This is a genomic window from Psychrobacillus sp. NPDC096623, from assembly GCF_044762655.1.
Classification (GTDB): Bacteria; Bacillota; Bacilli; order Bacillales_A; family Planococcaceae; genus Psychrobacillus.
This window is the reverse complement of record NZ_JBIWER010000004.1, coordinates 191,718-214,711: the sequence shown is the minus strand read 5'-3', so window position 1 is coordinate 214,711 and position 22,994 is coordinate 191,718. Positions and strand designations below refer to the sequence as shown.

Genomic DNA, 22,994 nt, shown 5'->3' with positions numbered 1-22,994 from the left:
AAATGCGGGTAAAAATCTAGTCTGTTTTCAATGCCCTAAGTAAAAAGCAATCTTTGGTCGAGAAATCGACTAAAGATTGCTTTTTTAGATTGCATTAGCAAATAGTAGGTACTTTTAACTTTTTCAATTGTTCCACTGCTTGTCTCAGTATTTCGATATCCTGCACTAATGCAACACGAACATAGCCGGCTCCTGCAGAACCAAAAACGGTTCCTGGCACCATTACTACGCCGGTTTGATCAATTACTTCAAAAACGAAATCCTTGTCATTCATGTTAAAAGGATATTTTGCCCAAACGAACATCCCACCAGTAGAAGGGGCTACATTCCATCCTAAATCAGTTAATGCATTTGTGAGGAAGGCGTGTCTTTCTGAAAAAATCTTACGCAAGCTTTCTGTTATTTCCTCTGCATGGTTTAACACAACAATCCCAGCTTCCTGAATAGGACCGAATATCCCAAAATCTAAATTGGATTTTAGCTGCTTCATGATACTGATCATCTCTGTATTTCCTGCGATATAAGCGATTCTGGTACCGGCAAGGCTAAAGCTTTTCGATAAAGAGTTGATCTCTATACCTACGTCTAATGCTCCAGGTGTGGAAAGGAAGCTACTTGGTGAATTTCCGGTAAAATAGAATTCTGAATAGGCCGCATCGTGTAGAATAACTACATTGTATTTATTGGCAAAGGCAACAACTTTATCAAAGAAAATGGGATCAGGCATTGCCGGAACTGGGTTTCCAGGTAAATTTAATATCATGAGTTTTGCTCTCATCGCAATTTCTTCAGGTATTGCATCTAAGTCTGGTAAGAATTTGTTTTCCTCTAAAAGTTCCATATAATAGGGTGCAGCACCGGCAAGTTTTATCCCTGCATCATACGCTACATAACCTGGGTTTGTTGTAAGAATAATATCTCCTTCATCACAAAATGCAAGTGGGAGATGGACGAGTCCTTCCTGTGAACCCATCGTTTGAACAATCTGTGTCTTTGGATCCAAAGTAACATTGGAGCGACGTTTATAGTAATCTGCTACGGCTTCATGAAAGCGCATAGTTCCAGTAAGTGTATAACCATATGAATCAGTCGAATAGCTAAGATCTGACAAAACTTTTCTAGCGCGCTCATCTGGTGGGAGGTCAGGGCTACCTAAGCTTAAATCATATAAGTCGAATCCTTGAGCTTGTTTGGCAGCTGCGGCGGCTTTCAAGTCTCCAAAAATTGCTTTTTCAAATAACGACATTTTTTTAGATGGTTGAACTTTCAATATGAGCACTCCTAACACGAATGAAATTTTATGTTTTATCATATCACAATTTTCGATACAATTGTGAAAAATATGAAATGCAATATATTACATTGAAAAATAAAAAAACCTACGATTTTCTATATAAAAATCGTAGGTTTACTTTCACTTAAAGGAAGATTTCTCCATTAACCTTAGTACTCCATCGGTCATTACATAAACTTTGTCACAATACTCAATGAGTCGTGTATCATGCGTTACAACGATTGTAGTAGTTTTGTTTTGCTTCGTCTCTTTTTTTAATAGCTCCATAACTTCATAGGCTTTCTCCGAATCTAAAGATGCGGTAGGCTCATCTGCTAGAAGAATGGAAGGCTTACTGTACAAGGCTTTGGCAATGGCGACACGTTGACGCTCCCCACCCGATAAATCGGCAGGATATTTTTTGCGTAAATCTTTAATGCCGAGGTTGTCGTATAAAGCATCCAATTCCTCTGTTGTCATATTATCTTTTTTTACATTATCTAATAGTTTCATTTGATTATCGACATTTAAAAATGGTACTAGATTAGATGCCTGCAAGATAAAACCAATTTCTTTTAAACGAACTTTTGAGCGTTTTTTCTCGTTTAAATCAGCAAGATTCTGGTTATTAACTAAAACACCGCCACTTGAAGGAGTTTGTAATCCTCCGGCAATCGTCAAGAAAGTACTTTTTCCTGAACCCGAGGGACCAATGACTGCTATTAACTCACCTTGCTCAGCGGAAAAATTTGTTTCTTTTAAAGCATCCACCTGTTTATGTCCCGTGCCAAATGTTTTTGTTACGTTATTAAGCTCTAAAATAGCCATTTTATTAACCTCCTATTGCTTTAAGCGGATCAATTTTTACGATTGTTAACACTGAGAATACAGCACCAAGGATAGCAACAGTTATGAGCACTACGCCGTAAATAATCATGGTGAAGATATCAAAGGAAACCGGAACTGCACTTGGTAAAAATGCTCCAGAAATCAGTGTTAGTGCAAAGCCGACAACAACACCGGTGAATGCCAACAAAAATGTTTGGGCAATAACAGAACGAGATAAATAGCCATTCGAAATACCTTGTGCCTTCATTACTCCAAACATACTAATCTTTTGAACTGTTAAAACATAAAGGAAGATTGCCACAATGACAGATGAAATAGCAAATAAGAAATAAATCATAAAGTTCAACGTTAAGGCTTGTTCCGTATATCCTGGAAGGTTTTCAATAAATGTTTCTATTTCAATAACCTCGAGGTCTTCATTAGAGGTAGAGATGGAAGAAAGGTCACCTGCACGAACAACAATACCATTTATTGGTGTTTCGTTTTCTGTTGCAGCTTCTCCAAACTTAATCTTTTGAAAAGTATCTATTTCGCCGTAAAGAACTGGAGCTGCATTGAAGCGTGCACTATCTGTAAAACCTACAATTGTTAATTTTTCATCAGTAGAAGATAGTTGAAGCTCGTCTCCAAGTTCAAATCCATCCTCTTTTAGCGTGTCACTAGCAATTACTTCATTTACTTCTGAAAATACTTCTCCCTCTGTTACGTCAGGCATAATAAATTCTTCAGGATCTATACCAAATAGAGAAATATTTTGTTTGGCCTCACCATTTGTAGCGATTGAATTTAATTGTCCAAGAATTGCTGTTTCGTTTTCGTTAATAGTATTTAGCTCTTCGGTAGTTAGAGAGGATTGGGGTAAGCTTTTATCTGACTCTTCGGTTAGAATAATGGCTGTTGCACCCCACTTATCAACTGCTTCCCTATTCAAGCTCGCTAACCCAGTTGCTAACCCAGATAAGAAAAATACTAAATAGGATACGAGCATTAATACTCCTACAATCAATGAGAAGCGAAGTTTATTCTTTTTCATTTCATGCCATGCTAAAAACATTTTGTCACATCCTGTTTGTCTATTTAATAAATGGATCATATCATAATTTCTCTTTATTGTCTAACGTTTGTATAATCTTATTTTAAATAATATACCCAAGAGACACCCATATAAAACGTGTCCGATCAACCAATATACCAGAGAAGGGATGCTAGAAATTGCTGGGGTCCTATTGGATAAAAGTGTTGTTGGAAAGTAAAGAGCTCCAATTATAAAACAAATCGAAACACAAATTCCTATGACTCTAGCAGTAGACTTTGGTTGTTGACGTTGAATGAACAAAAATAAAAAAACCGAAAGTATTATGGAAACTAGTAAATGAAATGCAACCTCCACTACTTCAGGAAATGTAAACTCGTTTAAATATGGTATGTAATCTATATTTAATAAGAGGGTATATACTTGATACTCCGTTTTAAACTGAATTACTTTTAAAAAGAGGGTCAAACCTACACCGGCTATAATTCCGTCTATAACTATCTTTACATATAAATTTTTATTTAATTTCACTTAAATTCACTTCCTATCGATTAAGGTCTTTTCTTTATATTAAATGGTTGTATAATGTTTGTATATTGAATGTTATACTATTTTTTATTATAATGAGGCATACTTTTAGGACAAATTGTTTCAAACTTGTAGTAAGGAGGGGTGCCGTTTATGGACGAAACACGACGAAACGGAATATATACGATTAAGCAAGTTTCAGATGTCACTGGTTTGTCTAAGCAGGTTATACGTAAATGGGAAGAGCGTTATGAGCTTGTACAACCTGAACGATTAGAAAATGGATATAGAGTATATAGCGAAAAGGATGTAAATGCGTTATTAAGTGTTAAGATTCTTTCTGAAAAAGGATATTCGATCAAAAAAGCCATAGAGATGATTGAAAAAGAACCTGACAATGTAGGAGCCTTTTTTATAGCGGAGCCACCTAAATTAAACAACTTTAACGATTACGTCATTCAATTACTAGAAAAAGGAACTTATTGTAATGAAGGAGAATTAAATCTTATATTGCAACAGGCCTACCATCAGTTAGGGTTAGATCTATTTATCAGTAATGTGGTTATCCCTTTTCTCCATGAAGTAGGTGCTAGATGGGAAAGAGAAGAATGGGACGAATACCAAGAGGCAGTCTCTAGCATGAGTGTTCGGGACTATTTAATACAAATTAGAAAGACCTTTCAGCTAAGGGAGGATGCACCGTTAGTTATTGGTGCATGTTTGCCAGAGGAAAATCATGAGCTGCCGATGCATATAGTATTGCTGCAATTCATGCTTCGTGGTTGGAAAACTGTTTTAGTAGGTGCATCACCAGCACCGGGAGCAATCGAATCATTAGTCAGTAAGTTAAAACCAAAAATTGTTTTACTGTCAGCATCCACGACATTGCCATTTGAAAGGGATCCAAAGTTACTCCGAAGACTCGACCAATTTGCAGGTGAACAAGACCAGGTTACGTTTTATATAGGTGGAGTGGGTTCACATAATTATTTAAAAGGGAAACAACTAAAATCAATTCACGTAAGTAATGATTTGGAGGAAGTTTTTGATATAAAATGACAAAGCTACTAGCTCTCTTGGAGAGTTAGTAGCTTTTTTTAGTATTGAAGTATATAAGCAAAAAATCTGTCTGAATGCCACCAAAAACTGAATGAAAGACGTTTTGAGCTAAAAGTGAGCTAACCTCTTCGAAGTATTTAATGGACTATTTAGCAACCACAGTCATGTTTTGGATATTTATAGGTGCTAAAAGTTGTGTCGACTGATTAGAAATATGAAGATTTGTATATCCTTTTCTAAGAAGGTCCTAGTAAGATCATTATCTTTAAGGAGACAATGTATATGACAGAAAAACCGAAAAACTATTCAAGAAGAGATTTTCTTAAAACTACAGGGATTGCTACTGGTGCTTTAATAGGTGGGGGGTTAATAGGTGGCTTAGTAGGGTTAAATGTAGACAAGTCAAGTCAACATGTATCTGATACAGGTACTACAAATCATGACATGCATACTAACGAAGCGTTTCAATTCTTTCAAAATCAGAGAGATTTCGATGTGCTCTCTAATGCGACAGAACGTATTTTTCCAAAAGATGATCTAGGGCCAGGGGCTATTGAGTTAGGGGTTCCCTATTTTATTGATCGGCAACTGGCTGGACAGTACGGAAGTAATACGAAAGAATACATGCAAGGTCCGTTCGCTGTAGGTGCTAAAACTCAAGGCTATCAGAGCCGATTGACACGAGCGTCTATCTTTATGCAGGGAATTGCTAAGTTGGAAGAAGAGGCAAATAAACGATTTGAAAAAGGGTTTTCCGGTTTAGAAGCTAAGCAAATGGATGAGATATTAACTGCTTTTCAAAAAGATGAAATTCCTATGACGGGAGTTACTTCAGCATTTTTCTTCCGCTTACTTCGAACGGCGACGTTAGAGGGAGCTTATGCAGATCCAATGTATGGTGGAAATCGCAACATGGATGGTTGGAAAATGAAAGAGTTTCCTGGTCACCAAATGGCCTATATTGATGTAATTGAAAAAGAAAAGTTCCAAAAAATTGAGCCAAAGTCACTTGGTGGAATGTAAAGGAAAGTAGGAGGGATAAAATTATGGCTACAACATTACCAAAAGTAGATGTGGTTATCGTTGGTTTAGGTTGGACTGGTGGAATCATTGCGGCTGAATGTGCTAAAGCAGGGTTAAAGGTTATTGGTTTAGAAAGAGGAAGAAAACGAGGGACTGAGGACTATCAGAAAATACATGACGAATATCGGTATGCTGTCCGTTATGAATTGATGCAGGACTTAGCGAAAGAGACCATTACTATTCGAAATAATCGTAAGATGCCAGCACTGCCTATGAGACAGTTGAGCTCTTTCTTACTCGGTGATGGCCTTGGGGGTTCGGGAACTCATTGGAATGGGCATACATGGAGATTTTATCCGTATGATTTTCAAATTAAAACAATGACAGACGAAAAATATGGTCCAAATAAATTATCTAGTGATTACTTACTTCAAGATTGGGGCGTTACCTATGATGAACTAGAACCTTATTTTTATAAATATGATCAGACCGCAGGAATTTCTGGGGAAGATAAAAATCCTTTTTGGGGGAAGAGAGCGCAGGATTTTCCTACTCCTCCTATGAAAAGAACACCCATTTTGAAAAAATTTGAAGGGGCAACCAAATCACTTGGATATGCTCCATTTATGCTACCATCTGCTAACTTATCGGAAGCCTATACAAATCCGGATGGAGAATTCATAAATGCCTGCCAATACTGTGGTTTCTGTGAACGATTTGGATGCGAATATGGAGCAAAATCATCACCTGAAGTAACGGTTATTCCTACCGCAACAAAAACTGGGAATTTTGAAGCGAGGTTTCATGCGAATGTAGTGGAAGTCGTAAAAAGTGGAAATAAGGTGACTGGTGTAAAATATTTGGATACACAATCTGGAGAAGAGTTTATACAAGAAGCCGAGGTAGTTGTTCTAGCAAGCTACGTTATGAATAACGCTAAGTTGCTTATGGTATCTAATATTGGTCAACAGTATGACCCTGAAACTGGAAAGGGTACGCTTGGTAAAAATTACTGCTACCAAATATTACCGGGTGCAACTGGCTACTTTGAAGAACAAATGAACACATTTATGGGGGCAGGAGCCCTTGGTATGTCGATTGATGATTATAATGCAGATAACTTTGATCATAGTGATTTAGACTTTATTCATGGTGGTAGTATTTCCATCACACAAACAGGATTTAGACCTATCGAAACAAATCCAATACAACGGGGAACACCAACCTGGGGAGCAGAGTTTAAGAAAAATTCTATTTACAACTATACTCGCACATTATCAATTGGAGCTCAGGGTGCCTCAATGCCGCATAAGGAAAATTATTTATCTTTAGATAGTAAATACAAGGACGCTTATGGGTTGCCACTACTTCAAATGACGTATAATTTTACAGATCAGGATAGAGCGTTGCATAAGTATATTACAAAAGTAACTCAAAATATTATGAAGGAAATGGGAGCGAAAACGGTAGAAGGAAAAGAGGTTATAACGGACTACGATATTGTAGGTTATCAGACAACTCATAATACGGGCGGCACTATCATGGGGGCTAGTCCTGAAAATAGTGTAGTAAATCCGTATTTACAACACTGGGATGCAGAGAACCTGTTTGTAGTAGGGGCAGGAAACTTTCCGCATAATGGGGGCTACAATCCTACGGGAACAGTAGCAGCTCTAGCCTATAAAAGTGCAGAAGGAATTATTAAATATAGTAAAACGGGAGGTTCGCTCGTTTAAATATATTATGTTTTAGTGTTGATTTAAAATGTCCGAACTCAATAATATAAAGTAACCAACTATTTTTTTATTAATAGTTGGTTTTTGATTTGTTGAGATTTTAGTGCAAAAAGGAGAGTTTATGGTATGATTAAACTAATAACCAGGTACTAATAACAGGTATAATATATGAAAATAATAAATTGGAGGTACTTATGAGAGACTTAATACAATTAAAAGACAAAAATATTGTTGTGATGGGTGTTGCGAATGAACGTAGCCTTGCATGGGGAGTAGCAAAATCATTATTTGAAGTTGGCGCTAATGTTATCTTTACATACCGTAAAGAACGTTCCCTTGGAAAAATAGAAAAGTTATTGAAGGATAATAACTTAGATGCAAAACTAGTAGTAGAATGTGATGTAAATAGTGATGATAGTATGAAAGCTGCTTTCCAACAAATTGGAAAAGAGGTTGGAGTAATCCATGGTCTAGTTCACTCTGTCGCATTTGCACATGCAGAGGATCTTAAAGGAGACTTCATACAAACATCTAGAGAAGGATATTCTTTCGCTCAGGATACAAGTGCGTATTCACTAATCGCTGCAGCTAGAGAATCAGCTCCGTTTATGACAGAGGGTGGTTCTATCGTAACGATGACATATTTAGGGGCTGAACGTGTACTAGAAGGGTACAATGTGATGGGAATTGCGAAAGCATCTCTAGAAGCATCCGTTAAGTATTTGGCCTTGGACTTAGGAAAAAACAATGTACGTGTAAATGCTGTTTCGGCTGGAGCAGTTAGAACACTAGCGGCAAAGGGAATCGCTTCTTTCAATACAATTTTGCATCAGATTGAAGAAAAGTCACCCCTTAAACGAAATGTGACACAGCAAGAAGTTGGCGATATGACCGTAGCTCTATTGAGTAATTTGTCGAGTGGTGTAACAGGAGAGGTCATCTTCGTAGATTCTGGATACAATATAATGGGTTAATTATTATTCATAAATAAAAGCAGTGGAAGATGATTTGTCATTTTCCACTGCTTCTTTTTTTCTAAATATAAAATGTATAATCCTCTGGTAATACGCGTTTTAAGAATTTCTTCGTGCGCTCTTCCTTTGGACTTACGAAGATATCGTGAGAGGAACCTTCTTCCACTACTACTCCTCCATCCATAAAGATGACGTGCGAAGCAACATCCTTTGCAAATGACATTTCGTGTGTAACTACTAGCATCGTCGTACCTTCATTGGCAATATTTTTCATAACAGTTAGTACTTCGCCAACCAATTCTGGATCTAATGCAGAGGTTGGCTCATCAAATAAGATAATATCTGGGTTTAACGCAACAGCACGAGCAATTCCAACTCGCTGCTGCTGGCCACCGGAAAGCTGGCTAGGGTAGGAGTCGTATTTATCGGATAAACCTACTTTGTCTAGAGCTTTTCTACCAATCGCAATAGCGTCTGACTTAGGTATTTTACGACCGATGATCAGACCTTCCGTAACGTTTTCCAATGCTGTTTTATTGTTAAATAAATTATAGTTTTGAAAAACGAAAGCCGTTTTTTGTCGAATCGCATGTATATCTTTTTTAGAGGCATCGTGTAAATTAACTTGTAAATCACCAAAAGTTGCATTTCCACTATCGGCTCTTTCTAAAAAATTGATACAGCGGAGTAAAGTCGTTTTTCCAGATCCACTTGGACCGAGAATAACTACTACATCCCCTTTATCAATACTTAAATCGACACCCTTGAGTATCTCGTTTTTACCGAATGATTTATGAATATCATTGATTTTTAACATGGCTAATCCTCCTTAAGCGCTCACATACTTGTATCTACGTAGGCGTTTTTCATATAGTTTGAATCCGTATTCGACAAGACTACACAAAATAATATATACAAGGAAAATATCTATATAAGCTTCCACATAGTTATAGCCTACATTTGCTGCTACTTTCGCCTTCAATGTGATTTCCTGTAGAGACATAGCATAGCCGAGTGATGTAGCTTTTATAAGATTTACGGTAGCAGTACAAATATTAGGCATAGCAACGACTAGTGCTTGAGGTATAATGATTCGACGATAGGCTTGGAAATTAGAAAGACCCACGGATTGAGCTGCTTCTAGTTGTCCTTTGTTTACAGTACTCAACGCCGATCTAAATACCTCTATCAATATAGCTGTAGTGCTGAAAGAGAATACGATAAAAGCGTACCAAATAGGATTGATGTCGTAGACGTTAATCTTAATATTGTACTGGTTAAAGAAAAGCGAGAGTATTAATGGCACACTTGCATAAACGATGAAAATTTGAATAATGATCGGTGTACCTCTGACGAAAGAAACGTATATTCTAGAGAACCAATTTAATACGGGCACTTGGTTAATGCGTGTTAAAGCAAGTAAAAAACCTAAAGGTAGTGCAACAAATAAAGCTACAATCGTAACGAAAAGCGTAATTGGCACACCGGATAATGCAACGAAGAATGTATCTATTAAAAACGTATAATTTAAACCTTCCGACATTATTTACACTCCTTACGTGTTAATTGTTTGCTTTCCTTTGCTAAATACTTTTTCAAGCTTCCCAAAGAATTTTTCAATTAGTATAGATAAAACCCAGTAAACAATCGCAAGAGCGATGAAGATCTCTAACGCATGAGTATTGTAGTTAGCGGCAATGATTAAATTCGCTTTACCAACGATATCGATTAACCCGATTGTATAAGCGAGGGAGCCTTCTTGAAGTAATGCGATAAGACCATTTCCGAAATTAGGAAGTCCAACAACAAGTGCTTGTGGGAAAATGATTCGTCTATATGCTTGAAAGGGGCTTAGACCAACGCTAACTGCGGCTTCAAATTGTCCTTTTTCAATAGACTCATAGGCAGATCTAATAACCTCTGACATAATAGCAGCGAATTGTAGGGTAAATGTAATGACTACAAATACTGCTGTATTTAAATCATGTAAATATAACCCGAAATTATCGGCTAAGGCAGGAACTCCGTAATACACTAAAAACAGTAGCACGATAGATGGCGTACATCTTAAAATTGTAGTATACAAATTCGCAGTTTTTTGAGCAATTTTACTCTTCCCAAGTTTCATCACCGCAAGGATTAATCCGAAAAAAGTCCCGAAAATAATAGACAAACCCGCAACCATAAAAGTTACTTTTAAAAACGGAAGCAATACTGGTAGCGAATTCCAAATGTACGATATATCAAAATATTTTTCCATATTACGCATTTTCCCCCTATAAAATTTTGAAAGGCTGCCTGCGCGTCCTACGCTAGGCAGCCTCTATAGGAAACATATCTGTTATCTTTCTACCTTGTCTAACACTTCAAAAAGGTCCCTACCGTAGAACTCATTGCTAAGTTCGTTCGTTTTCTTATCTTCTTGTAATTGTTTAATAGCTTTGTCGAATGCATCTGCAAACTCTTGCTCTTTTTTGTTGAATAATGGCCATGTCTTAATAACAGCAAATTCATTGTAAACTACTTCATCTTTTAAGTTGTAGTAAGGGCCAGCCTCATCTAATACTTGTTTTTGGAATGGTCCTTCAATAATGACACCACCGTCTACACGACCTTCATTTACCCATTGAACTACATCCACTGTAAATGCATCTCCAGCATCTAGTTTAACTGGATTGTCTGGGTTTGCTTTGTTATATTCATCAATTACTGTGTACTGTGCATTATTTGCTGCAATCGGTGCTAATGAGAAACCGGCAGATGCAAAATCCTCTAATGATTTAATATGCTCATTCTCTTTTTTCAATACGAGACCTGCGCTACTTAATCCTAAAAATTCCTTAGGGTAAATAAACTTTTCAGTGCGTTCTTCTGTCCAAAAAGCATTTTTTACACCAACTTGGAATTTACCTTGCTCTACTCCGATTAATAGATCATCACTTGTAGTTCCTACATATTCAAATTCATATTCAGGAAGTAATTCATCCACTAGTTTCATAACCTCTACATCGTAGCCAGTCGCATTACCTTTGTCATCTAACCAAGAAATAGGTTTAGAGGCCATGTCATATGCCACTTTTACCTTGCGAACATCTCCGCCCTCTGATGAAGTAGAAGTCTCTCCAGAACCACAAGCCGCTAAAATCGTAATAGATGCTAACCCAACTGCTGCTAATTTAAAATACTTTTTCATATTCATTCTCCTTATCATTTCTCTAATTTTTTATTTTTATCTTCTTCTAACGCAGAAAGTGCTAGTTTTTTAATTGTCATATCATCCATAGGAGGATTATGGAGTCCTGCACGAACATCTCGGTAGTAACGTTGTAGTGGATTTGTTCGCTGCAAGCTTTTGGCACCAACTAAACGCATGGCTTTATCGACAATAGTAATTGCTGAATTAGTAACGATATGCTTCGCTACGCTTACTTCGTTGGATAATAGTTCTTTAGTAGACTCATTGTCATAGGCAGAAGCAACTCCGTAAATGACTAATCTAGCCTTCGTAAGCTCTAATTCTATTTCTCCGATGAGCTGCTGAACGTTAGGCAACTGAGCAATAGGTCCATTCAGGCTATTCGGTGAATGGGTATTAGCAAAATGGACTGCGTAATCTCTAGCAGCCTGTGCAATTCCGAGATAGGTTGCTGGTATATGTAGTAGCCAACCATTGATCTTCCCACCACTAGCGAATTCTGGGAGCTCTACCAAATACGATTCATGTACAACTACGTTATTTAGTACTAAGTCATTACTACTTGTTCCACGCATCGATACTACATCCCACGTTTCTTCAATAGTAAGACCTTCTGTATCACGTGGAATAAGGAAGAAACCAATTCTTTCTTTTTCTTCAATCCAAGCAGAAGTTAAAAAGTAAGATAGCACAGGGGAAGCGGTAGTAAATATTTTCCGTCCATTTAAAACCCATGTATCTCCATTCTTAATAGCAGTCGTGCCAGGTCTACCTCCACGCGTTGGGCTTCCAGTCTGAGCTTCACTGACAGAACGATTGATGAGAGCACCATTTAATACTTCTACTGCGAAAAATTCTAATTTTTCTTTCGTCCAAAGTTTGTTTTCGTATAGCTCACCAATTACCCCTAAGCTCCAGCCCACAGACAGGGCCGTATTTGCATCAAAGCTGGCAAGTGTTTCTTGTAGAAGAACCATATCGTAAACCGAAAAGCCATTGCCGCCATATGATTCAGGTAGAGTAAGACTTGCATAACCAAGCTTTATCAAATCCTCCACGTTTTCATGCGGGAAAATAGATTGTTCGTCAATTTCCGCGGACTTACTCTTAAATTTATGTTCTAATTCGTATAAACGATTTATCCATTGTCGCTGCTTTTCTGTTTTAATGTATAAATTACTCAAAATTTATCGTCTCCTTGTATTAATTAATCCAATTTGTTAAGTCGGTATTATAAAAAAATAAAAAGCTCTTCACAAAACGAAAAGAGCGATTAGAAGTATTATGTACTTATCTCTCAATTTCTTGCTGGAAGTAGCACCATACCCTAGTGGGGGCGGTTGCTGAAGCATCATCGGACCAGTCCCTTCGCTTCTCTTAATAAGTAGTATGAAGTTGTTAAAATTATCGTACTACTTCATCAGGATGAAGTCAATAGTAATTCATATTATTTCAATCGGAATTAAATGATAGTTTTAAATTTAAGGTTTTTGGAAAGTCATTCTGGGTATCTATAATAGTGAAGAGATAAATAGAGGAGGAGTTTGTTTGGACAAGAAAGTAACTGGAAACAGCAAAGATGAACAATTAGCAGAATTCCGTGTGGACGATCAAGGACAAGCAATGACGACAAATCAAGGATTAAAAGTATCCGAGGATGAGTTTTCTCTAAAAGCAGGAGAACGAGGTCCTACTTTGATAGAAGATTTCCATTTCCGCGAAAAGATGACGCATTTTGACCATGAACGTATACCAGAACGAGTAGTACATGCTAGAGGATATGCGGCTCATGGAGAGTTTGAGTTATATGAATCAGCGAGTGAATTTACAAAAGCGAAATTCTTACAAACACCTGGCACGAAGACCCCAGTTTTTGTAAGATTTTCTACTGTGGCAGGATCCCGGGGATCTGGTGAATTAGCACGGGATGCTCGAGGATTTGCAACGAAGTTTTATACGGAAGAAGGGAATTATGATTTAGTAGGAAACAATATTCCAGTCTTTTTCATTCAAGATGCTATTAAATTCCCAGACTTAATACATGCTTTAAAACCAGAGCCACACAATGAAATTCCACAAGCAGCTACTGCACATGATACGTTTTGGGATTTTGTTGCCAATAATCAGGAGACGGCGCATATGGTGATGTGGGCTATGTCGGACCGTGCGATTCCACGTAGCTTCCGTATGATGGAAGGGTTTGGTGTAAATACATACCGTTTCATTAACGAGGCAGGTAAGTCCCATTTTGTAAAATTTCATTGGAAACCGTTACTTGGTACCCATTCGGTTGTATGGGATGAAGCACAAAAGCTAAATGGGAAAGATCCAGACTTCCATCGTCGTGACCTATATGAGGCGATTGAAAATGGCGATTATCCAGAGTATGAATTTGGAGTCCAACTAATTGCGGAAGAAGATGAATTTAAATTTGATTTTGATATTTTAGATCCTACTAAACTATGGCCAGAAGAAGAAATACCAATAAAAATTTTGGGCAAAATGACATTAAATCGTAACGTAGATAATGTATTTGCCGAAACGGAGCAAGTCGCTTTCCATCCAGGAAGTGTTGTCCCAGGAATTGATTTTTCCAATGACCCACTACTGCAAGGACGATTGTTCTCTTATACAGATACCCAATTAATCCGTCTTGGTGGACCTAATTTTCATGAACTACCGATAAACAGACCAGTTTGCCCTTTCCATAACAACCAACGAGATGGATTTGGCAGACAAACTATTAATGTAGGAAGAGTAAGTTATCATAAAAACTCACTCGCTGGAAATACACCCACACCTGTTAGTGAAGCTGAAGGTGGGTATGCACATTATCAGGAGAAGATAGATGCTCGTAAAGTACGAGCTCGAAGTGAGAGCTTTAAAGACCATTTCTCACAAGCAACGTTATTTTGGAATAGCATGAGTGATCCAGAGAAAGAACATATTATTAATGCATTTAGTTTTGAACTTGGTAAATGTAAAGAATTGACGGTACGTCAACAAGTACTAGAGATGTTTTCGCATGTAGATTTGGATTTAGCAAGTAAGGTCGCGGAAAATTTAGGGCTGGTAGTGCAAGGTGTAAGTACTTCTACTAGTACAAAGTCTTCACCAGCACTGAGTCAGCTGAATACGATTATGACACCACAAACGCGAAAGATTGCCGTCCTAGTGGGAGAAGGGTTTGACGAGAACTTAGCTGAGATTCTAGCAGACTTAAAAGCTGGTGGGACAATGCCAGAAATAGTGAGTGATCATCATGGATCAGTCACGGGAGCAGATGGAACACTGCTACCGGTAGACCATACTTTCCTAACTGCTGATTCTGTATTGTTTGATGCAGTTTACGTAGCAAGCTCTCAAGGCAAAACGGCTATGTTTGAAAAAAAGGCATCTTATTTCATTAAGGAAGCTTATGCGCATTTCAAACCGATTGGTGCTACATTTAACGGTGAGCAACTAGTCGATAATCTTCACTTCACTGGTCAAGCTGGCGTTCTCTCCAAAGAAACTGGCAAGAGCTTTGTAGATAGTTTCTTGAAAGCCATTGCTACACATCGTTTTTGGAACCGAGCAGTTTAAACCGGGAGATGGGCATGTCCAACTATTTGGGCATGTCCATTTTTGTATAATAAACGATAGGATTAACGAATACTAGGAGGAGAATACGCAAACGATATAGAATGAGATGAATAGAAGAGAAACAGAGGAGTGGGTTTCATGCACTACGTAATAATCGGTGGGGATGCAGCAGGAATGAGTGCGGCAATGGAAATTGTCCGAAACCAACCAGGTGCTCAAGTTACAACGTTGGAAAAAGGGCATATTTATTCTTATGGGCAGTGTGGTTTACCTTATGTAGTTGGAAAACAGATAGCCTCTTCAACAGATCTAATCGCTCGAAGTGTTGAAATGTTCCGAAGTAAATATGGCATAGATGCCAAAACAGGATATGAAGTGACTGATGTGGATCCTATACATAAAACGGTTTCAGGCAATATTACACAAACGAGAGATAAATTCATCATTCATTATGACCGTTTACTAATCGCAACTGGTGGTACATCCGTTATTCCTAATTGGGATGGTCGTCATTTGTTAGGGATTCATACGATTAAAACGATACCAAACACAGAGGCGATTATTGCGGATTTAGCAAATGTACGTCAAGTAACTATTGTTGGTGGAGGATATATCGGGTTAGAAATGGCTGAAAACTTTGTGAGTATAGGGAAAAAAGCACGGATTATTCAAAGAGGAGCTCAGCTTGCAAGTATATTCGATAACGACGTAGCATGTTTGATAGAGGAGCATGCAAAGGCTAAAGGTGTGGAAGTATTATTAAATGAGGAAGTTCAATCGTTCACAGGAGACATTCGAGTAAGCGAAGTAATAACGGACAAGGGAAGCTATCAAACTGATTTGGTGTTAGTAGCTGCTGGAATAGAACCAACAACTTCATTTTTGAACGGAACTGGTATTCAAATGCACTCGAATGGAGCAATTATAGTAAATAAACATTTAGAAACGAATGTGGAAAATATCTATGCGGCGGGAGATTGTGCTACTCATTTTCATCGTATTAAACAACTAAATGACTATATCCCTTTAGGAACTACTGCTAATAAACAAGGGCGATTGGCTGGATTAAATATGATTGGCCAAAACAATGAATTTAAAGGGATCGTAGGAACATCCATCATGAAATTTTTTGATTTGTCTCTCGGAAAAACTGGCTTGTCTGAGAAAGAAGCAGAGCAGCTTGGTATTTCATATGACATACATGTTCAGGAAGCGACAGATATCGCAGGTTACTATCCTGGTAAAGAAACAATGCATATGAAATTAATTTACCGTAAGGATGATCAACTACTTTTAGGTGGACAAATTATTGGAGGGAATGGTGTGGATAAAAGAATTGATGTATTAGCAACAGCACTTTATCATCGCATGACCTTTTCCGAGTTATTGGATCTTGATCTCGCATATGCCCCTCCGTATAATGGTGTTTGGGATCCGTTACAGCAAATGGCAAAACGAAATACTGCGAAAAAATAAAAAAGTAATGTTGACAATTTAAATTTTGTTACATATACTAAGAAAAATCAATTAGTAACAAGCGAAGAAAAGGACATGGATCATTTATAACTTTCTTATCAGAGAATAGGGTCACCGACTGAAAGCCCTTAAAGAAAAGCGAATGATTTACCACCTTGGAGCAATTATGGGGAAAGCATTTATGTAATTATCCATAATCGGGAAACCGTTATCTTGTATGAGCGCAACAGATTTTTTTACGTTGCAAATTAGGGTGGAACCACGACCACACTCGTCCCTTTACCGGGATGGGTGTGGTCTTTTTGTATTTTAATATTCAAGCGAAGAAGAGGACATGAATCATTTAGTATTTTCTTATCAGAGAATGGGGTCACCGACTGAAAGCCCCTAAAGAAAAACAAATGATTTACCACCTTGGAGTAATTATGGGGAACACATTTATGTAACTATCCATAATCGGGAAACCGTTATCTTATTTGAGCGCAACAGTCTTTTTGTGTTGCAAATTAGGGTGGAACCACGACCACACTCGTCCCTTTACCGGGATGGGTGTGGTCTTTTTTTGTTAGGAAAAATTTATGTTTAAAATGGAGGAATTAACATGTCAGTGAAAGAAGAAAGAGTAAGTCATCAAAATTTAGGGCAGCAATTGGAACTGTTTATGTCGATGGAAGAAGCACCAGGAATGCCGTTTTACTTCCCAAAAGGAATGGTATTACGGAATGAACTTGAAAATTTGTGGAGGGAAAAGCATCAACGAGGAGGATATCAAGAGATTAAAACTCCCATTATGATGAAGCAGGAGCTTTGGGAAAAATCAGGGCATTGGGATCACTATCATGAAAATATGTATTTTGCAGATGTAGATGATCAAAAATATGCGATTAAACCAATGAATTGTCCAGGCGCGGTATTAATCTTTAATAGTAAGCGAAGAAGCTACAGGGAGCTACCTATTCGATATGCGGAGCTTGGTTTAGTTCACCGTCATGAACTATCAGGTTCATTGAATGGATTATTACGTGTTCGAGCATTCACTCAGGATGATGCTCACCTATTTGTTTTGGAGGAGCAGATTGAAAGTGAGATAGCGAAGGTGCTTGACCTTGTAGATGAATTTTACTCAGAATTTGGCTTTAGCTATAAAGTTGAGCTATCAACTCGACCAGAGAATTATATGGGATCAGTAGAAGTTTGGAATCAAGCAGAGAAATCCCTTGAAAAAGTTCTTCAGCAAAAGGAGGTAGAATACCAAGTAAATGAGGGCGATGGAGCATTTTATGGTCCGAAAATTGATTTTCATATATTAGATGCACTAGGACGTAGCTGGCAATGTGGCACTGTTCAGCTCGACTTTCAAATGCCTGAGAAGTTTGGCTGTAAATATATCGACGAGGACAATCAACTACGACAACCGATTATGATTCACCGTGCGATTTACGGATCCATTGAACGATTCATAGCGATTCTTTTAGAACATTTTCAAGGTAGCTTTCCGCTGTGGTTATCTCCAGTTCAAGTTAAAGTACTGCCGATTTCCGAGGCACATATCGAGTATGCAGAGGAAGTAAAACAACAACTTGAGCAGAAGGGTTATCGAGTGGAGATAGACAATCGGATAGAGAAAGTTGGATTAAAAATCCGTGAAGCAGCTATACAAAAGCATCCTTATATGCTCATTATAGGAGATCATGAAAAAGAAAATAATGCAGTTTCTGTTCGAAAACATAAAGTAGGTGTTTTGGGTGAAATGAGTATTTCAGCATTTATAGAGGAATTAAATGAGGAGAAGAAAATATAAAATACAAAACACATCTCATTACAACAAGGATTTTCGGTAGTAAATAACGAATGAATCTATTACGGAGGTCGGTGAATGGGAAAGTGGATATTATTATTGGGAGGTCTCGCTATTCTAGCTGGTAATGCCTGGGGAATCTATACTATGTATCAACCGAGAGTAGGGCCTATTGGAAATGGAGAAATTGCGAACCATATTTGGGTCAGTATCTTTTTAAGTATTTTAGCGGGGTTAATAGCTACTGTTCAATTTGTAGTTTTACTTCTTTATGATAATCATAAAAAGAGATTTCCAAAATTGGAAACAGAACGATTTTTTTTGCGGCCGATTGAAACTAGTGACGCAAAAGAAGTATTTCATTATTTTTCAAAAGACGAGGTCACAAAGTATTATGATTTGAATACGTTTAAGGACATTAAGGAAGCAAAAGTATTAATAAAAAATTGGCAAAGGCGCTATCACAAGAAAGAGGGTTTCCGTTGGGGAATTGCTACGAAGGAAGATAATGAGATTATTGGTAGCTGTGGTTATCACAATTGGGAGAAGGAACATTTTAAAGCGGAAGTTGGTTTTGAAGTGACTCCAGAGTTTTGGCGACAAGGTGTAATGACAGAGGTTTTACAACCTATTTTGCGTTACGGTTTCGAGACAATGGAGTTAAATCGAATTGAAGCACTCTTTGATCCTGAAAATATAGCATCCCAAAAAACATTAGAAAAAGCAGACTTTGTACATGAAGGTACTTTGCGAAAATCAGCGTTTGAAAAAGGTCATTTTTGTGATGCGGCAATTTGCTCCTTATTAAAAGAAGAGTTTGTACAGTAGTGCAAGCTCTTTTATATCATAAGATACGTTTTGAATATAGAGATATAGGGGAGTGAATCATGAAGCAATCCATACCGCAGGAGGTAGATCAATTGATGCAAGCTTTTTTGCATTTATTGAATACATATTTCTCAAAGGATTTTATAGAAGGGGTCTATATTTATGGATCTACTGCATTAGGGGCTTTTGAACAGGAAAAGAGCGATATTGACTTTATTGTTTTATTGAAGCGAACAGCTAACAAACAAGAAATAGAAATTCTAAAGGATATTCATATTCAATTAACTAATGAAAACCGCGGAGCAAGGTTAGATGGAATGTATATATTAAAAGAAGATATAGGAAAAACTAATGACACTCTAGCTCCTTATCCTTACTGCTCGGATGGGTGTTTAGAGATTGGTCGTTGGGATATTAATCATGTAACCTGGTGGGTATTAAAGGAGTACGGAATTGTAATAGAAGGAACACCAATTATAGAGCTAAATATTGCAACTAAATGGGAAGATGTCTTCAATACTTTAAAATATAATATGAATGAATATTGGTACAGCAAAGTGAAAGAAGTAAGGACTTCAGTTTCGGATGAAATAGTGGAATCCATCACTACAACTATTTGTAGGATTCTCTACTCTTTAGAGAATAGGCAGATTATTTCCAAGAAAAGAGCATTGGAAAACGGCTTGAAGACTTTGCCTGAACGTTGGCATCTATTATTGAAAGAAGGATGGAGAATACGTATGTCGAGGCATCCACAATCACTGTTTGATACAGAAATTCTTCGTGCCGAAGCTTGTAGAGATTTTGTTTTATATGCGCATAAATTTTGTAAGGAAAGTTATTTTTCGGAGGTATAAGGATGGAATATAGACAATTAGTAGCTGAAGATGCGGGTGCATATTGGGAGTTAAGATTAGAGGCTCTGCAAAACAGTCCAGAAGCATTTGGTACTAGCTATGAAGAAGCGATTCAACGGGACAATCCAATTGAACGAGTGAAGAACAATTTTAAGATAAAAGGAAATTATACGTTTGGGGCGTTCGATCAAGTTAGATTAATCGGGATGGTCACTCTTTTACAGGAGGATAGCTTGAAGATGAAGCATCGTGCTAATATTTTCGCTATGTATGTAAGTCCAACTGGCAGAGGAAAAGGTATAGGCAAAGCTTTAATGGAATTGGCAATCAAACAAGCAAAAGAAAGTAAAGAGATTGAAAAGATAAACCTATCTGTCGTATCAAGTAATGAGGCAGCAAAGAATCTGTATCTTCAATTAGGCTTTAACGTCTTTGGGACAGAAGAGATGGCATTAAAGGTAGGAGAAACCTATTATGAAGAACAGCATATGGAGTTAGTCTTGAAAAAAGCGTAAGGGGGCAAAAGATATGAAAGAACTAACTAAAGAGATAAAGAAGTTCCGGGACGAACGAGGTTGGGGAGAAAATCCTGATGCTCGTAGCCTAGCTATTTCGGTCTCATTAGAAGCAAGTGAACTATTAGAGCATTTCCAATGGATTACTGCAGAGGAAGCAATCAAAAAAGACAAACAGGCAATTGCTGATGAAGCAGCGGATGTATTCATTTATCTTTTACAATTTGCTGACGTTCTTGGAATTGACTTAATAGAAGCTGCACAGCAAAAAATGGAGAAAAATGCATTGAAATATCCTATACATACATGATAAATATTAGGATGCTTAAAAAACGTTAACCCTGTCATTGGTTAACGTTTTTTCTATGCTTTAACCATTGAGCTAATGTCACCAATAATAACGCAGCAATCGCCCCGGATGTATCCAACATAACATCTTGGAAAGAAGCAGTCCGACCGCTTGTAAAAGATTGACGATATTCATCTGCACCAGCAAGTAACATAGTGATCACAACTACTGTAAACTTACGATACTTAAATCTAGGCAACGTAATATAGATGACTAAAGCAATTATTCCAAAATAAATGAAATGTGTACCCTTTCTTATTAAAAACTCTACAAAAGCATAGTACCCACGTTCCTTCACCGAAACTTCAATACCCCAATATGGAATCTGAATAAGACTGAGAAAAGACTCTAATGGTTTGTTAGGGAGCCATGCCTTTAAGATCTCCTGCAAAGATTGCTGTTCAGCTGTTTGTCCTGATGCTAAAAATACAACAACCAGTAATAGTAAAAGAGGGATAAGTTTTTTCATATACTGACATTAGCATAAAAGGTGCTAATTTTCACGAATAATAATAATTGTCCTGTTGTTAGCTATTATTTAATCGGTATCCAAATTTCTGAATAACAATTTGCGCTAGAAGGATCGTCATCGGAATACACTTCTAGCTCTGGTGTTCCTGCTGGCTCATACGGATTGGAAGGAAACCACTCAGAATATATTTGTTTCCATGTATCCTGCATAGCATCTGGCATAGGACCGTGTACCTCGAACATAACCCACTTAGAAGCTGGAATTGTAATAGCTGATAAGTTTTCTGGTACTTCTCCTACATGATCTGTTGCAATCCAATAATCAATTAAGCTATTCTCTTGATATGCTTCGTCTGCAACGCAAACCCCGAGTACACCTTCGATTCCTCCATTATTTAGTTGGAACAACAAATCATCTGTCCCATTTGCATTTACATCATCCCAAAACAAAGGTATACCTTGTGTATTTTCTCCATTCTTGCAGTTATACGTTCTTTTCACTCCGACAGCTTGAAAGCTTTCTTTTTCTACAATTTTATACTTCATCGGTTCTGCCCCTTTCAAATTTACCTGAATGATCAGGCGGTTATAGGAATTTATTTTCCCTATCTTTTTTCTTGCTTCACTAGGCGTTATCCCGTGTTGTTTACGGAATGCTTTTGTGAAGGATTCAGGAGTGTCGTAGCCGTATTTGAAGGAGAGATCGATTATTTTATTGTCCGTATTCAGCAATTCTTGCGCTGCTAAAGTTAGACGTCTTCTTCGAATATAGTCTCCGATGGACATATCCGTTAATATGGAAAAGGTACGCTGAAAATGAAAAACAGTAGAATGCGCTTCTTTCGCAATTTGTTCCATCGTTAAATCCTCTAGTAAATGATCCTCCATATAGTTTATTGCTTGTTGTATCGACTCTACCCATCCCATTGGCTTCACTCCTTATATGTATCTTAATAGAAGGTCTGAAAGTTATCCTGTCATTTTATGCTCACCTTGGACGGTCTAATTTTCCGTAATAAGTTCGGTAATTTCTTTAGGACGTACATCCAGTGATGACAGGTCTTTGATGTCTAACCATATAGGTTCGTAGCCACCTCTTTGAGGAGATGGATCCGTATATTCTTCGCCAATTCCGGGACCAAATTTTCCGCCAATTATATCAGCTAGGAAAAAGTGTTGTGTGCCACTTTGTTCGAGAATTTTAAAAGGACGTTGGATTCTTACATGCACGCCAATCTCTTCATATGTTTCTCGAATCGCTGCTTGCTCAGGAGTCTCTCCGTTTTCCAATCCTCCTCCCGGAAACACGTAATACGTCATATGAGGTTTCGTTCGTTTAATGAGTGCTACTTGGCCATTCTCAATAATAATAGTTGCTCCACGATCTCTCACTTTTTTCACCATCCTATGGAAACTAAGTATCTTATATTATATATTGAAAGAA

22 protein-coding genes and 1 riboswitch are annotated in these 22,994 nt (G+C 37.6%); of the genes, 11 read left to right on the top strand and 11 right to left on the bottom strand.

Going from position 1 to position 22,994, the window contains the following annotated elements; all coding sequences use genetic code 11:
* Nucleotides 1–94: 94 nt before the first annotated feature.
* The 3 genes from ACIQX2_RS13160 to ACIQX2_RS13150 all read right to left on the bottom strand — a co-directional run bounded on the left by ACIQX2_RS13160 (nucleotide 95) and on the right by ACIQX2_RS13150 (nucleotide 3,176).
* Nucleotides 95–1,270: an aminotransferase class I/II-fold pyridoxal phosphate-dependent enzyme gene (locus ACIQX2_RS13160; protein ID WP_402851088.1), complete on the bottom strand. Its 1,176-nt coding sequence runs from the start codon at nucleotides 1,268–1,270 to the stop codon at nucleotides 95–97.
* Nucleotides 1,271–1,414: 144 nt separating this feature from the next.
* Nucleotides 1,415–2,101: an ABC transporter ATP-binding protein gene (locus tag ACIQX2_RS13155; RefSeq protein WP_402851086.1), complete on the bottom strand. Its 687-nt coding sequence runs from the start codon at nucleotides 2,099–2,101 to the stop codon at nucleotides 1,415–1,417.
* 4 nt (nucleotides 2,102–2,105) lie between these two features.
* Nucleotides 2,106–3,176, bottom strand: coding sequence for an ABC transporter permease (locus ACIQX2_RS13150; protein WP_402851083.1), 1,071 nt, complete (start codon nucleotides 3,174–3,176; stop codon nucleotides 2,106–2,108).
* Nucleotides 3,177–3,836: 660 nt separating this feature from the next.
* Between ACIQX2_RS13150 and ACIQX2_RS13145 the strand changes: the two genes are divergently transcribed.
* The 4 genes from ACIQX2_RS13145 (at nucleotide 3,837) to fabI (ending at nucleotide 8,475) form a co-directional block, all read left to right on the top strand.
* A complete protein-coding gene (locus ACIQX2_RS13145) occupies nucleotides 3,837–4,742 on the top strand; it encodes a MerR family transcriptional regulator (protein WP_402851081.1) in 906 nt (301 codons plus the stop codon).
* A gap of 282 nt (nucleotides 4,743–5,024) precedes the next feature.
* Nucleotides 5,025–5,765: a gluconate 2-dehydrogenase subunit 3 family protein gene (locus ACIQX2_RS13140; RefSeq protein WP_402851079.1), complete on the top strand. Its 741-nt coding sequence runs from the start codon at nucleotides 5,025–5,027 to the stop codon at nucleotides 5,763–5,765.
* A 23-nt stretch (nucleotides 5,766–5,788) separates the two neighbouring features.
* Nucleotides 5,789–7,501, top strand: a complete 1,713-nt coding sequence (locus ACIQX2_RS13135; RefSeq protein WP_402851076.1) for a GMC family oxidoreductase — start codon at nucleotides 5,789–5,791, stop codon at nucleotides 7,499–7,501.
* Nucleotides 7,502–7,695: 194 nt separating this feature from the next.
* Nucleotides 7,696–8,475, top strand: a complete 780-nt coding sequence (fabI, locus tag ACIQX2_RS13130) for an enoyl-ACP reductase FabI (protein WP_402851073.1) — start codon at nucleotides 7,696–7,698, stop codon at nucleotides 8,473–8,475.
* Between the two features lie 61 nt (nucleotides 8,476–8,536).
* Here the strand turns inward: fabI and ACIQX2_RS13125 are convergent, their stop codons facing one another.
* The 5 genes from ACIQX2_RS13125 to ACIQX2_RS13105 all read right to left on the bottom strand — a co-directional run bounded on the left by ACIQX2_RS13125 (nucleotide 8,537) and on the right by ACIQX2_RS13105 (nucleotide 12,855).
* Nucleotides 8,537–9,292, bottom strand: coding sequence for an amino acid ABC transporter ATP-binding protein (locus ACIQX2_RS13125; protein ID WP_402851071.1), 756 nt, complete (start codon nucleotides 9,290–9,292; stop codon nucleotides 8,537–8,539).
* A 12-nt stretch (nucleotides 9,293–9,304) separates the two neighbouring features.
* Nucleotides 9,305–10,018, bottom strand: a complete 714-nt coding sequence (locus tag ACIQX2_RS13120; protein WP_402851068.1) for an amino acid ABC transporter permease — start codon at nucleotides 10,016–10,018, stop codon at nucleotides 9,305–9,307.
* A 12-nt stretch (nucleotides 10,019–10,030) separates the two neighbouring features.
* The gene (locus tag ACIQX2_RS13115; protein ID WP_402851065.1) at nucleotides 10,031–10,735 is read right to left on the bottom strand and encodes an amino acid ABC transporter permease; all 705 of its coding nucleotides are present in this window, start codon (nucleotides 10,733–10,735) and stop codon (nucleotides 10,031–10,033) included.
* Nucleotides 10,736–10,816: 81 nt separating this feature from the next.
* The gene (locus ACIQX2_RS13110; protein WP_402851062.1) at nucleotides 10,817–11,668 is read right to left on the bottom strand and encodes a transporter substrate-binding domain-containing protein; all 852 of its coding nucleotides are present in this window, start codon (nucleotides 11,666–11,668) and stop codon (nucleotides 10,817–10,819) included.
* Nucleotides 11,669–11,682: 14 nt separating this feature from the next.
* Nucleotides 11,683–12,855: an acyl-CoA dehydrogenase family protein gene (locus ACIQX2_RS13105; RefSeq protein ID WP_483880199.1), complete on the bottom strand. Its 1,173-nt coding sequence runs from the start codon at nucleotides 12,853–12,855 to the stop codon at nucleotides 11,683–11,685.
* 103 nt (nucleotides 12,856–12,958) lie between these two features.
* Nucleotides 12,959–13,058: riboswitch (SAM riboswitch) on the bottom strand.
* Nucleotides 13,059–13,219: 161 nt separating this feature from the next.
* Here ACIQX2_RS13105 and ACIQX2_RS13100 point away from each other — a divergent pair.
* The 7 genes from ACIQX2_RS13100 to ACIQX2_RS13070 all read left to right on the top strand — a co-directional run bounded on the left by ACIQX2_RS13100 (nucleotide 13,220) and on the right by ACIQX2_RS13070 (nucleotide 21,040).
* Nucleotides 13,220–15,256, top strand: a complete 2,037-nt coding sequence (locus tag ACIQX2_RS13100; protein ID WP_402851059.1) for a catalase — start codon at nucleotides 13,220–13,222, stop codon at nucleotides 15,254–15,256.
* Nucleotides 15,257–15,394: 138 nt separating this feature from the next.
* Nucleotides 15,395–16,732 carry an FAD-dependent oxidoreductase gene (locus ACIQX2_RS13095; RefSeq protein WP_402851056.1) on the top strand — a complete coding sequence of 446 codons (1,338 nt, stop codon included), beginning with the start codon at nucleotides 15,395–15,397 and terminating at the stop codon, nucleotides 16,730–16,732.
* Nucleotides 16,733–17,333: 601 nt separating this feature from the next.
* Nucleotides 17,334–18,533 (top strand): threonine--tRNA ligase, encoded by a 1,200-nt coding sequence (gene thrS, locus ACIQX2_RS13090; RefSeq protein ID WP_402851053.1) that lies wholly within the window; start codon nucleotides 17,334–17,336, stop codon nucleotides 18,531–18,533.
* A gap of 75 nt (nucleotides 18,534–18,608) precedes the next feature.
* The gene (locus ACIQX2_RS13085) at nucleotides 18,609–19,358 is read left to right on the top strand and encodes a GNAT family N-acetyltransferase (RefSeq protein WP_402851050.1); all 750 of its coding nucleotides are present in this window, start codon (nucleotides 18,609–18,611) and stop codon (nucleotides 19,356–19,358) included.
* A 59-nt stretch (nucleotides 19,359–19,417) separates the two neighbouring features.
* Nucleotides 19,418–20,215, top strand: coding sequence for a nucleotidyltransferase domain-containing protein (locus ACIQX2_RS13080; RefSeq protein ID WP_402851047.1), 798 nt, complete (start codon nucleotides 19,418–19,420; stop codon nucleotides 20,213–20,215).
* Nucleotides 20,216–20,217: 2 nt separating this feature from the next.
* On the top strand, nucleotides 20,218–20,730 hold the full coding sequence (locus ACIQX2_RS13075) for a GNAT family N-acetyltransferase (RefSeq protein WP_402851044.1): 513 nt from the start codon (nucleotides 20,218–20,220) through the stop codon (nucleotides 20,728–20,730).
* Between the two features lie 13 nt (nucleotides 20,731–20,743).
* Nucleotides 20,744–21,040 (top strand): nucleotide pyrophosphohydrolase, encoded by a 297-nt coding sequence (locus tag ACIQX2_RS13070; protein ID WP_402851041.1) that lies wholly within the window; start codon nucleotides 20,744–20,746, stop codon nucleotides 21,038–21,040.
* Nucleotides 21,041–21,074: 34 nt separating this feature from the next.
* Here the strand turns inward: ACIQX2_RS13070 and ACIQX2_RS13065 are convergent, their stop codons facing one another.
* From ACIQX2_RS13065 to ACIQX2_RS13055, 3 genes are all read right to left on the bottom strand, one after another.
* Entirely contained in the window at nucleotides 21,075–21,548 is a 474-nt protein-coding gene (locus ACIQX2_RS13065) for a VanZ family protein (RefSeq protein ID WP_402851038.1), read from the bottom strand.
* Nucleotides 21,549–21,613: 65 nt separating this feature from the next.
* Nucleotides 21,614–22,477 (bottom strand): AraC family transcriptional regulator, encoded by an 864-nt coding sequence (locus tag ACIQX2_RS13060; RefSeq protein ID WP_402851036.1) that lies wholly within the window; start codon nucleotides 22,475–22,477, stop codon nucleotides 21,614–21,616.
* 75 nt (nucleotides 22,478–22,552) lie between these two features.
* Nucleotides 22,553–22,942, bottom strand: a complete 390-nt coding sequence (locus ACIQX2_RS13055) for an NUDIX hydrolase (RefSeq protein ID WP_402851033.1) — start codon at nucleotides 22,940–22,942, stop codon at nucleotides 22,553–22,555.
* Nucleotides 22,943–22,994 lie beyond the last annotated feature (52 nt).